This is a genomic window from Pseudonocardia sp. (assembly GCF_050250275.1).
Classification (GTDB): Bacteria; Actinomycetota; Actinomycetes; order Mycobacteriales; family Pseudonocardiaceae; genus Pseudonocardia.
Map to the genome: position 1 here is coordinate 1 of NZ_JBFWOY010000063.1, position 12,142 is coordinate 12,142.

The 12,142-nt window shown below is 70.7% G+C and carries 9 protein-coding genes; 5 read left to right on the forward strand and 4 right to left on the reverse strand.

Annotation, left to right across the window (positions count from 1 at the left end; translation table 11 throughout):
- Positions 1–405: 405 nt before the first annotated feature.
- Positions 406–1,029 (forward strand): superoxide dismutase, encoded by a 624-nt coding sequence (locus tag AB7F12_RS31230; RefSeq protein ID WP_428502465.1) that lies wholly within the window; start codon positions 406–408, stop codon positions 1,027–1,029.
- 434 nt (positions 1,030–1,463) lie between these two features.
- Here AB7F12_RS31230 and AB7F12_RS31235 read toward each other — a convergent pair whose 3' ends face one another.
- The 3 genes from AB7F12_RS31235 to AB7F12_RS31245 are packed head-to-tail and all read right to left on the reverse strand — an operon-like array spanning position 1,464 to position 3,974.
- Positions 1,464–2,855, reverse strand: a complete 1,392-nt coding sequence (locus AB7F12_RS31235) for an ATP-binding protein (RefSeq protein ID WP_428502464.1) — start codon at positions 2,853–2,855, stop codon at positions 1,464–1,466.
- A complete protein-coding gene (locus tag AB7F12_RS31240) occupies positions 2,852–3,568 on the reverse strand; it encodes a response regulator (protein ID WP_428502463.1) in 717 nt (238 codons plus the stop codon). The genes AB7F12_RS31235 and AB7F12_RS31240 overlap by 4 nt, the downstream gene beginning before the upstream one ends.
- A gap of 37 nt (positions 3,569–3,605) precedes the next feature.
- Positions 3,606–3,974 (reverse strand): DUF1330 domain-containing protein, encoded by a 369-nt coding sequence (locus tag AB7F12_RS31245; protein WP_428502462.1) that lies wholly within the window; start codon positions 3,972–3,974, stop codon positions 3,606–3,608.
- Positions 3,975–4,452: 478 nt separating this feature from the next.
- Between AB7F12_RS31245 and AB7F12_RS31250 the strand changes: the two genes are divergently transcribed.
- From AB7F12_RS31250 to AB7F12_RS31265, 4 genes are all read left to right on the forward strand, one after another.
- The gene (locus tag AB7F12_RS31250; RefSeq protein WP_428502461.1) at positions 4,453–6,141 is read left to right on the forward strand and encodes an ATP-binding SpoIIE family protein phosphatase; all 1,689 of its coding nucleotides are present in this window, start codon (positions 4,453–4,455) and stop codon (positions 6,139–6,141) included.
- A gap of 588 nt (positions 6,142–6,729) precedes the next feature.
- Positions 6,730–8,040 (forward strand): acyl-CoA dehydrogenase family protein, encoded by a 1,311-nt coding sequence (locus tag AB7F12_RS31255; protein WP_428502460.1) that lies wholly within the window; start codon positions 6,730–6,732, stop codon positions 8,038–8,040.
- A 126-nt stretch (positions 8,041–8,166) separates the two neighbouring features.
- Positions 8,167–8,622: an RrF2 family transcriptional regulator gene (locus AB7F12_RS31260; RefSeq protein ID WP_428517216.1), complete on the forward strand. Its 456-nt coding sequence runs from the start codon at positions 8,167–8,169 to the stop codon at positions 8,620–8,622.
- 61 nt (positions 8,623–8,683) lie between these two features.
- On the forward strand, positions 8,684–9,988 hold the full coding sequence (locus AB7F12_RS31265; protein ID WP_428517214.1) for an acyl-CoA dehydrogenase family protein: 1,305 nt from the start codon (positions 8,684–8,686) through the stop codon (positions 9,986–9,988).
- A gap of 1,099 nt (positions 9,989–11,087) precedes the next feature.
- On the opposite strand, the gene AB7F12_RS31270 is transcribed toward AB7F12_RS31265, so the two are convergent.
- A complete protein-coding gene (locus AB7F12_RS31270; protein ID WP_428517212.1) occupies positions 11,088–11,663 on the reverse strand; it encodes a sensor histidine kinase in 576 nt (191 codons plus the stop codon).
- Positions 11,664–12,142: the final 479 nt, after the last annotated feature.

Consider the following 12,142-nt stretch of genomic DNA (forward strand, 5'->3'; position numbering starts at 1 on the left):
TTGAAGCTCCTGGTAGGACGTGTTGATCTAGTCAATCGCCCGTCTACCAGGAGCTTCACCCATTCGAGGCCACGACACGCCGCAGCCCGCTGACCTGCTCATCCAGCAGGTTGGCAAAGGCTCACTGACACGCGCACCGGCCGGGGCCGCGCGCCGTCGCCGCGGACGAGAGCGGAGCCGGCCGTTGCCGGCCGACCCCGCATCACGTGGGGGTGTCGAGCTGCCAGAACGATCACCCGCCCCGCCTCCGCCGGGCGATCACCGCCACAGTTGCAAGAGACTTGCAACTACCGTACGGCATCCGGACTTCGCCGTCCATGGCATAACTCTGGCGGTTGCGGGATATAGGTTGTTGCAAGACATTGGCGACTTGCTCGCCACCGTTCGAGCTGCCGGAGGCACCTGATGGCGGACTACACGCTCCCCGACCTGTCCTACGACTACGGCGCCCTCGACCCGCACATCGCGGGCGAGATCATGGAGCTGCACCACTCCAAGCACCACAACACCTACGTCACGGCCCTGAACCAGACGATCGAGAAGCTGGCGGCAGCGCGCGAGAGCGGCGACTACGGCGCCGTCGTCGGCCTGGAGAAGACCCTGGCGTTCAACCTCGGCGGACACGTCAACCACTCGATCTTCTGGAACAACCTGTCCCCGGACGGCGGCGACAAGCCCACCGGTGAGCTGGCCGCCGCGATCGACGACGCCTTCGGCTCCTTCGACGCCTTCCAGGCCCACTTCACAGCTGCCGCCACCACGATCCAGGGCTCCGGCTGGGCGATCCTCGGGTGGGACGCGCTGGGCGGCCGGCTGCTGGTCCACCAGCTCTACGACCAGCAGGCCAACCTGCCCGCCGGCCAGATCCCGCTGGTCATGCTCGACATGTGGGAGCACGCGTTCTACCTGCAGTACAAGAACGTCAAGCCCGACTACGTCAAGGCCTGGTGGAACGTCGTCAACTGGGCCGACGCCGCCAAGCGCTTCGCCGCGGCCCGGTCCACCGCCGGCGGCCTCATCACCGTCTGACCGGCCCCGCAGCGACGCGGCGCCCGGATCAGGTCGGGCGCCGCGTCCCGGTTCCCCCGCCCAGGGGCGACCTGCGCCAGGGCACGGTGCGAGCGCCGCTGGTGTGGCCGTCGGCTCCGAGACCGCCGGCTATGTGACCGTCGGCTCTGTGACCGTCGGCTCTGTGGCCGTCGGCTGTGTGGCCGTCTGCGTGACCGTCAGGGGTGCGGGCATCGGTGCCGTCGGCGCCGTCCGCGGCACCGGCGCCGTCGTGGTGTCGGCCGATGGGGTCCCAGGTGCCTCCGCCACGACGGTGACCGTCGGGGTCGCAGGCGGAGCGAGGACCGAGGTGTCCAACCTCACCGGCTCGCGCTGCGCGGCCACGCCGCACCCAGCGACCCCGAATACGGCAGCGGCGACAATCGCGCACGTCAGGACGGTCCGACCGCTGCGGTTCACGAGACGACCCCGGGCAGCTCGACGACGAACCTCGCTCCCCCACCGGGCCGATCCTCGACCCACACGCGCCCGTTGTGGCGTGCCACGTGCTGCGCGACCAGCGCGAGGCCGAGCCCCGTCCCGGTGTCCTCACCGCGACTCCCCGCGAGGTCACCGCGGGTGAACCTCTCGAAGATCTGCTCCCGCTGCGCAGGCGGGACACCCGGGCCGTCGTCGTCGACCTCGACACGCACCCAGCTGTCCCGCCCGATCACCGCGACCCGGGTGACCCCGCCCCCGTGGTTGCCCGCGTTGTCCAGGAGGTTGCACACGACGCGGTCGAGCCGGCGGCGGTCGGCCAGGACGAGCGGGGGCACGCCGACCACCTCCGCGGCCGGGCAGCTCGCGCGCTCGGCGACCGAGTGCGCGACCACCTCGTGGACGTCGCAGCGCTCCAGGTCCCGTTCGTCGATCTCCCCGTCGTCGCGGGAGATCTCGAGCAGGTCGATCACCATCCTGCGGAAGCGGTGCACGTCGGCGTCCAGCAACGCCACCGCCTGCGACGCCACCGGCGGCATGTCCGCACTGCGCCTGCGGAGCACCGCCACCGCATTGATCATCGTCGTCAGCGGCGACCGCAGCTCGTGGCTGACGTTCCCGGCGAACTCGACGTCGCGCTGCACTCGTCGTTGCAGCGCGTCCGCGGTGTCGTTGAACGTCTCGACGAGGGGGCCGAGCTCGGCGTCGTCGACCCGCGGCAGCCTGGCACCGAGGTCACCCGCGGCGACCCGGGCGGCGGCGTCGGTCAGCTCACCCAACGGCTGCAGGGCACGTCGACCGGCCCACGACCCCAGCGTGAAGGCGAGCACCGCGCTCACGGCGACCCCGGCCAACAGCACCGCGCTGAGGAACCGCAGGGTGCGGTCCAGCTCCGAGAGCGGGAACACCTCCAGGTACACCGCGCCCTCGGACACCGGGAGCGCGACCACGAGCACCGGTATCCCTCCGGACACCGTCCGCTGCCGGACGGGCACACCCTGCTTGGCGAAGGCCCGCAGCTGCGCCGGGAGCGCGGCGAGGTCGATGTGGCGGCCGCTGGTCGTCCACGAACCTCCCCGGCGCAGGGCGATGGTGGTGTCCGGCCCGCCCGCCAGGCCCGTCAGCAGATCGTCCAACGACGCCGTCGTCCCGCTCCGCAGCTCCTCCTCGACCAGCAGGACGTTGACCGACGCCTGACGCGTCGCGCTCTGCTCCCGCTGCGCCACGAGATAGCTCGACGCCAGGTTCCACGTCACCGCCGCCAGCAGACCCGTCACGATCATCGACACCACCGCGAACGCGACGGCCACCCGTCTGCGCAGCGTCAGCCGCGCCCAGGCGGCCCGCAGCGGCCGGGGCCGAGCCGTCATCCGCGGGCGACCTTGTACCCGACGCCCCGAACCGTCAGGACCAGGCGCGGATCGTCGGGATCGGTCTCCACCTTCCGGCGCAGCCGGCGGACGTGCACGTCGAGCAGGCGCGTGTCGCCCAGGTAGTCGTAGCCCCACACCTGCTGCAGCAGCACCTCCCGGGTGACCACGCGACCCCCGGCGGACAGCAGCTCCACGAAAAGCCTGAACTCCGTGCGGGTCAGATGGATCTCGACCCCCGCCTTGCGGACGACACCCTCGTCCGGCACGACCTCGACGGCCCCGAGCACGAACCGGCGGCCCACCTCGCCGACGGCGGGACGACGGCGGCGCAACAGCGCCCGGATGCGCGCCGCGAGCTCCCCCGCGTCGAGCGGCTTGGTGACGTAGTCGTCCGCCCCCGCCTCGAGCCCCTCGATGATGTCACCGGAGTCCGACCGCGCCGACACGATGATGATCGGCACGTCACTACGGGCTCGCAGGGTCCGGCACACGACCAGCCCGTCCATTCCGGGCAGCATCAGATCGAGCAGCACGACGTCGACGTCGTCACGGAGCACCGTCAACGCCTGCTCACCGGACGAGGCCGCCGCCACGGCGAACCCCTCGTCGTCGAGGGCCAGCCCGAGCGCCTGTCTGATGCGAGCGTCGTCGTCGACCAGGAGCACCCTCGTGCGCTCCGTCACGACGGTCACCTCCCCGGCGTCGGCCATCCGCCTCCCTCTCGTCGCGGTCGGTACCGACTGCCCGTCATCGCGGTGAGGCGTCGGTGAGCGGCTGGAGTACGGCCTCGGCGAGCGCTCGCGTACGCAGGTGCGAACCCGCCTGGTAGAGCGGGTCGCGCACCATCTCCGAGAATGCGCGCCGGGTCGGATAGCGGACGAGCAGCACGGCGTCCCACGACTGCCCCGGCTCCCCGACCACCGCGGTGCCGCCGCGCCCGAAGTAGACGATCTCCGCGCCGTGCGGCACCGAGGTACGCCGGAAGTGCTCGACGTACTCGTCGTAGAGCGCTTCCCCTCCGTCGACGAACCGCAGCAGGTTCAGCATCGTGACCGGCTCGTCCGGACCCTGCGCGAGGAAGGCCTTGAGGTCCGGCCCGGTGGGATCGATCGCCATGAACGCAGTATCCCCTGACCACCACGGCCGACGAGGCCCCGTTCCACTACAGCCGACAGTGGTCGGCGGAGCCACGAAACGGCCGCCGGCCCGAGCGCCGGCGTCGTCGTGGGAACGACACCGTCTGCCGCCGTGGATCGCGCTCCCCAGTCGCCACGGGCTGACGGACCGGCGACCGCCGAGTCACTCCCCAGGGACGAAAGGCCCCGCCGACCACCGATGTCAGGTCTACCCGCGAGATCGACGGCAGGCCAGGCGTGCTCGGGCTTCGTCAGTCGATCGCAAGACTCCGCCCCCGGCGGAGCAGCACCACCGCGGCCCGGTCCGCCCGGCCCCGACCACCGCGCCCGAACGCGGCCCGCGACGGCGCCCCACACCGCATACGGCGACCCGCTGCCGGAATCAGCGGTCCCGGCCTCTGCACCGGCGCCGATCCGCGTCTACCCTCGCCCACATCGAGGCCGAGAGGAGTTCGGACATGCCCGCCAGCTCGGCCACCGGTTCCGCCACCGGCACGGGACTCGCCGGCATCCGCGTCCTCATGGTCGACGACGACGAGGCCGACGTCCTGCTCGTGTCCGAGCTGTTCGCCGACGTCGGCGAGATCACCGAGCTGCTCCACGTCGGCAACCTCGCCGACGCCGCGACCGCCCTCGGCGGCGTCGACTGTGTGCTCCTCGACATGAACCTGCCCGACGCGTCGGGTCTCGACGGTCTCGCCCGGCTCCGCGAACTCGAGGACCATCCGGCGATCGTCGTCCTCACCGGTGACGTCGACGAGACCCGCGGCCGCGCCGCCGTCGCCGCCGGAGCCGAGGACTACCTGATCAAGGGACGGGTCGACGGGCCGCTGCTCACCCGGGCGGTGCAGTACGCCGTCGAACGCCGCCACGCCGAACGCCTCGCCCACCAGCTGCACGAGGCCCGCATCCACGCCCAGGAGAACCGCCGCCTCGGCCGCGGGCTGCTCCCGACCGCGCTGCTGCGCGACCCGGCGCTCACCGTCACCACCCGGTACCAGCCCGGCCTGCGTCAGCTCCTGCTCGGCGGCGACTTCTACGACCTCATCGAGACCGACGACGGCACCGTCCACGCGATCATCGGCGACGTCAGCGGCCACGGGCCCGACGAGGCGGCCGTCGGGGTCAGCCTGCGCATCGCCTGGCGCACCCTGATCCTCGCCGGTGTCCCCGCAGGACACGTCCTGCCTGCGCTGGACCGCGTCTTCGTCACCGAACGCCACGACCCGACCCTGTTCACGACGGTCGCGATGGTCTCCGTCGGCCCCGACCGCCGGCATGCCGACCTCTACCTCGCCGGTCATCCCCCTCCCCTGCTGATCGACGGCGTGACCCCCCGTCCCCTGCCCGACGAGGCGCTGGGTGTGCCGCTCGGCGTCAGGCTCGGCACGACGTGGCCCGCCGTCGAGGTCGCCCTCCCCTCCGAGTGGGCGCTGATGCTCTACACCGACGGGCTCATCGAGGCCCGCGACCCCGCGGGCGAGGTCCTCTGGATCGACGGGCTCGTCGACATCCTCGGACCGCAGCTGTCGGGGGCGGGTCCCGCCTGGCGTGCCGACCCCGACGTGGCACTCGACACCCTGCTGGGCACGATCGACGCCCGCAAACCCGTCCGCGGCGACGACCTCGCCGTGGCCCTGCTGATCTGCACCGCGACGGGCACCCGGGCCGGGCCCGCCGGCGCGCCCGACACCCGCTCCGCGCACCCCGCACCGGCTCCCGGCGACCCGGAGCCGGGTTCCGCCCAGCCGGAGGGCCGGCAGCTGCGCCGGCGCTACGAACCCACCCCGGAGTCGTGCGGGCGCGTCCGCCGCGACCTCCAGGCGTTCCTCACGCGGTGGCGGGTCGACGACGACGCGGCCGAGTCCGCGGTCCTGGTCGCCAACGAGCTGGCCAGCAACGCCGTCGACCACGCCCGCACCCCCTACAGCCTCACCGCGACCCTCACGCCCCACTCGCTGCGCCTCGAGGTCACCGACGAGTCCCAGGACGAGCCGCAGCTCCGCGCGTTCGACCCCGCCGCAGACCGGGGCCGCGGGTTGCAGATGGTGTCGAGCCTGTCGACCGGCTGGTCGTTCCACCGCCACGCCGCGGGTAAGACCGTCGTCGCCGACCTCCCCGTGACGACCGCGGTGCTCGACGACTGAGCAGCCCGGGCCGACGCGCCCGGGCCCCTGGTCGATGCCGGTACGCGGCCGTCACTCGTCGCCGACGGCGCAGCGGACCCACCCCGCGACGGAGCCGGTGCGACCGGATCGACGTCGAGCTCGCCGCCCGTGGGGCCGGCACGGGCAGGACCCCGCGCTGACCGGAGGTCGAGGGACAGGAACGGGCGGGAACGCCCCCGAACCGCGTCCGCCGCCCGGAGACCGCCCGGACCGCACCGGATCCGTGGGCAGGTCGCTCGAACTGTGCGACCGGGTCAGCAGCATGTTTCCCCCTGACGGGGCAGCAGCGGCGACACCCCCGGGCATGGTGCTGGTCGAGGACACCCACGGCCATCCGCAATGCGTTCGGCCACCGGGGATCGCCGCGCCGTGTGCCCGCCGCCGGGCCGACCACGCCTCACACATGGACCGCGGCAGCTGAGAGATCCACGGAACACGACGCAACGCGGCCGACATCCGGCAAATACGCAAATGAAATGCGGATTTGCGAGCCTACGCTCGTTCGCCGCGGAGCCGGCCCGCGCGAGGCGAGCACACCTGGACACCGTCGACTCCATCGGAGCTCTCATGACCATCAACTTCACGATGTCCGACGAGCAGAAGAAGTTGCAGTACGACGTCCGCGCATTCGCCGAGAACGTGCTCAAGCCGATCGTCGCCGCGGCCGACGCCGAGCCGGACCCGCTCAAGGGCTTCCAGATGACGAAGCCGGCGTACATCGAGGCCTACAAGGCCGGAATCGCCATGTGCATGCTTCCCGCGGCGTACGGCGGCGGTGGAGTGTCCTGCGTCGACCTCACCATCGCCGCCGAGGAGATCTGTGTCGTCGACCCCGGTTTCGCGTGCACGGTCCTGTGCAACGGGCTCGGCCTGATGCCGGTCGCCTGGTACGGGACCGACGAACAGAAGGAACGCTTCCTCGGAGCCGCCACCTCCGATCCGACGGGTGAGTACCTCGGTGGGTGGACCGCGAGCGAGCCGCCCGGCAACCCCTCCGGCACCGCGAACTTCGACATCCCGCTTCCCCGACCCGCCGGCGTCGGGCTCACCGCCGTCCGCGACGGCGACCACTACGTCATCAACGGCCGCAAGTACTGGCCCTCGTCGGCGGGCTGGGACGAACGCGGCGTCAACGCCGGCACCCTGATCGTCCGCACCGACTCGGACAAGGGTGGGACGGAGGGACTGTCGGCACTGGTCCTCGAGCGCGACACCCCCGGCGTCACCTACCGCCACCTCGACAAGACCGGCCACCGGTTGGCGTCGAACGCGGAGATCACCTTCGACAACGCCCGCATCCCGGTCGACAACCTGCTGCCGGGAGCCGCCGGCAACGGCGACCTCGTCATCAACCGCAACTTCGCGTGGTCCGGTCCTATTGCTGCCATCGCCGCGGTCGGCATGGCCCGGGCCGCCTACGAGATGGCGCTCGACTTCGCCAAGGGCAACACCGCCGGGGCGCTCAAGCCGATCATCGGCTTCCAGAACGTCGGCTATGTCCTCGGCGACGTCGCGTCGAAGATCGAGATGGGGCGCTACTTCTCCTGGCGAGCGGCGGACTACCTCGACAAGCACGACCAGCACGCCGAACTGGTCGGCGCGATGAACAAGATCCAGGTCACCGAGATGATGTTCGACTGCGTGTTCAAGTGCATGCAGATCGTGGGCGTCAACAGCCTGGAGACGAAGAACGGCTTCGGGAAGATCCTCCGCGAAGCCTCGGTCCTACCCATCTACGACGGCGGCAACATGGGCATGCAGCGTCGCCGCGTCCACGGCATTCTCGCCGACCCGCTGTTCAACCCGCGGGCCATCATGGAGGACGACTACGTGCAGTTCGGCAAGCACCACGAGTCCATCGGCACCATCGTCGCCTGACCCGGGACGCCGCACCGGCCCGGCCCCGCCGGCAGGTGGGGTCGGGCCGGCCACTCTCCTCCGAGGCTGCGATCGGTCGATCTGCAGGTAACGTTCGTCCGGGCACCGAACGAGACGAGCGAGGGCATGAGGCACACGAGCCACGCGGACTATGCACTGCGGGTGCTCCTCTACCTTCGCGTCGCCCCCGGCCGTCGTGGCTCCGTCGGGGAGATGGCCGAGGCCCACCGGATCTCACGCAACCACCTCGACAAGGTCGTGAACCGACTCGCTGCGGCAGGCTTGGTCGAGACCGCGCGCGGGCGCGGCGGCGGCGTTCGGCTGACCCGAGACCCAGAAACGATCACGGTCGGCCAGGTCATGCGGGCCATGGAGACCGATTTCGCGGTGGTCGAATGCCTCGGGCCGGCCCGCTACTGCCGGGTGGCCGGCGTGTGCGGGGCCCGGAACGTCTTCGCCCGCGCCCTCGACGCCTACTTCGCCGTTCTGGACGAGGCGAACCTGGACGACATCGCCGAGAACGACCAAGGCCTCCGCGGCGCACTCGGCCTGATCCACGGCCCTGTAGGTACCCGAACGTAGCTCCCACCGGCCCCGACGACGTGGCATCCACCGTCCGCCAGAACTCTCGGAGGGGACTGCCGTGCCCGTCGACTTCGCCCTGACCTCCGCACAGAGGAAACTGAAGTACGAGGCTCGGGAGTTCGCTCACGAGGTGCTGGGGCCGGTCGCGGCGATGGCCGATACCCTGCCGGACCCGCAGCAGGCATTCCTCGCGATGAAACCCGTCTACGAGCGGGCCGCTGCCCGCGGCATGACGACGATGTTCCTCCCGCGCGAGTACGGCGGTGGCGGGGCCTCGAACGTCGACTTCCTGATCGCGATCGAGGAGCTGTGCGCGGTCGACCCCGGATTTCCCACCGCTCTGCTGGTCAACGGGCTCGCCCTGATGCCACTGCTCACATTCGGTACCGATGAGCAGAAGGACACCTGGCTTCGCCGCGCCACCGGCGACACCCGAGGCGAGTTCCTCGCAGGATGGGCGGTCAGCGAACGCGGCGGCACAGCCAACTTCGACCACCCCAGCCCCCGCGCGGGCATCCAGCTTCTCGCCGAACACGACCGCAAGCGTCACGAGTACGTCCTGCACGGAGAGAAGCACTGGCCGTGCAACGCCGGTGGCTGGGACCTCCGGGGCGCCGACGTGACGCTCTGCGTGGTGCGGACCGATCGGCACGGCGGCGGCACGACTGCGCTGAGCGCCGTGCTCGTCGAGCGCGGCACACCGGGCGTCGAGTACGAGGTCATCGACAAGATGGCCCACCGCACCTGCCAGAACGTGACGATGACCTTCCGCGGCGCCAGGATCCCGGAATCCAACCTGCTGGCCGAAGGAGCAGGCGACCTGCTCATCAACCAGAACTTCACGTGGTCGGGCCCCATCGCGGGGATCGCCGCCGTGGGCCTCGCCAGGGGCGCCTACGAGTTCACCCTCAAATGGGCCCGTACCTTCACCGGCGGGGGGTCCAGCCCCATCATCAACCACCAGGCCGTCGGCAACCTGCTCACCGAGATCGCGAGCAAGATCGAAGCCGGGCGCTACTTCTGCTGGAAGACCGCCCACTACATGGACACCCATCCCGGCCAGGGGCACGCACTCGGCGGGATGAACAAGACCTACTGCGGCGACCTCATGCAAAGTGTCGTCTTCGACTGCATGCGCGTCGTCGGTGTCAACGCCTTGGACCGCAAGTTCCCGATGGCGAAGTTCTACCGCGAGGCGGCCGTCTTCCCGCTCTACGACGCCGGCAACCTCGGCATGCAGCGCCGCCGTGCCTGGGGGGTCATGGCCGACCGCGCGTTCTCACCCGACACGTTCGTCGACAGCGAACCCCTGCCGTTCACCCGCTCGATGGAGGGGTACGGAACCGTCACCGATCCGCGGTGATCGCCCTCACCCGCCTTCTTGCCGACTACCTCCGCGGTCGAGCTCCGGGTCTGTCGTCGCCCACCGGGCACACGCGGCTCGCGACCTTGCGCGATCGATCGCTCCGGACCGGCGCAGCATCCCCGGTCTCGGCCTCGCCGGTCTCGGGCCGGGCAGATCCTGGGCCGCGCAGGTAGAGCCGCCGCCCGGTCACCGGGTCGAGCCGGCCGCCGCGGCGCTCACACAGGCCGACGCGGAGCGTCGACCGCAGGTCCGGCAGGTCGACGTGGTGGAGAACGAGGGGAATCGAACCCCTAACCCCCGCCTTGCAAACGTGGTCGACACCGTCGACCAGGCCCTCTACCTGGAACGATAGTCGACCGGCGGTTACCTTTGAGCGCTACAGCCGCTCGAACTCCCACTGTTTCGTGTCACACGGCGCGTCACAGCGCGCCATTTCCCTTGACGCTGGCGCAGGAGTACGGAGGTGCCGAACGTCAGGTGCAAATGCTCGGGCCGAGCGGTCCCGTTCGCGCAATCGAGGCCAAGCTGTCGAACTTGACCACGCCGGCTACGCCCTGGAGACCCGGTGGTGCGTAGTCCGGCCTGAACGCAACGGCAACCCTCTTCATTTCACCGGTAAGGGTCGCCCGCGTCGGTGGCGACCTGGGGTCGACGCCCGCGAGGTCAAGGTCCCGACCACCGTGGCCTGCTGGGAACGCCGCGCCGACGACGCGCGCCACGGCAACTGGTCGCACGCGGCGCACCTCACCCTGCTCCTCATTCGCCAGGTCCCCTACGGGGAAGCTGCGGCCGCGGCCCTCACCATGCGGGTCCGCACCGCGCATGCCAGCGGTGAGACGATCGGGGACTTCCTCCTCGGTCACACCTACGCTTGCTGCGCTGAGTTGTGTTGGCGCGCTTGGCACACGGCAGGCTCGTTGCCAAGGCGGAGAAGTCATCGAGCGCGGGCGGCCGGGCCCACCCCGCGCGGGCCCGGCCGGCTCCGGCCACCGAGGCGGGACGCGGACGCCATGGCGGGCCTCAAGGGTCCCGGTCCTGGGTGGTCAAATGTGCCCTGCCGCTTCGGCCGGTCCCGGAGCGAGGTCGGGCCACGGCACTACAAGGGAACTGACCAGACCACTCGCGTTCCCCCGTGATCGGGAGTGGTCGTCTGGAAGGTGCCGCTGTGGTACTCGGCGCGCTGCTGCGCGCAACGTAGTTCACGGCCGCGGTGCATCCTCCCGAGTCCGACGCCGTCGTCGGCGACTTCGAGGGTGAGCCGGTGGGGGCTCGTCGTGACGGTGACTTCCACGGAGCGCGCGCGGGCGTGCCGCACGACATTGGCAAGTGACTCCCGTAACGCGACGACCAGGTCGTCGCCCATATCGTGCGGGACGGCGTCGGTGAGCGCGGAGCTCAACGACACAAGCGGTGGGAAACCCAGCACGGCGGCCATGTCGGCGACGACGGCCTGGAGCCTGCCGGGCAGGTCAGCTCCTTCCACGGCGTCGCGCTCCGTCGCAGGGAAGACGATCGCGCGGATCTCCTTGATGGCCTGGTCAAGAATGCGGATGGCATCGTCGATGTGACCGACGGTGAGCGCAGTGGCGTGTGCTGTGGTTGATACACGCAGCCGGGATGAGGCGTTGTCGAGGCTGAGCCCGGCCGCGAAAAGGCGCGGGATGATGGTCATGGACAATTGGTCTGCCATCCGGTCGCGCTCCGCGGTGACAGCGCCGCTCGCCGGGGGACTCGAGCGGCCTCGTGCATCATCGTCGCCCAGGCGAGCCCTGGGACGCGCCAGCTGCGGCCGCTCGGGTGTCATGGCGCGCGATGAGCGATCGAGGGCGCCGCATGGCACAGGTTCCGCCTGGTGTTCACACGCATTCGGCCCCCTCCGCCATTGACAAGGCTTGCCACCAGCCAGTTGCACGTGCGGTGCTGTCGCGGCCAGGGTCCAGGGCTGCGACACAGGTGTACTCCGCCCAGGGTGGGGCGGCAACCGCTGTCGGGGTCCGATGCCGGTTGTCACCGGTAGGAGGTCTTCTGAACCGTCCTGGGTGGTGGAGAGGCTCCTGATCTAGCAAGGAGACTGGAGCTGTGGGAGCACCTCGGAAGTTCGATGAGGAGACCCGTGCCCGCGCGGTCCGCCTCTACCAGGACCGTCTGCGT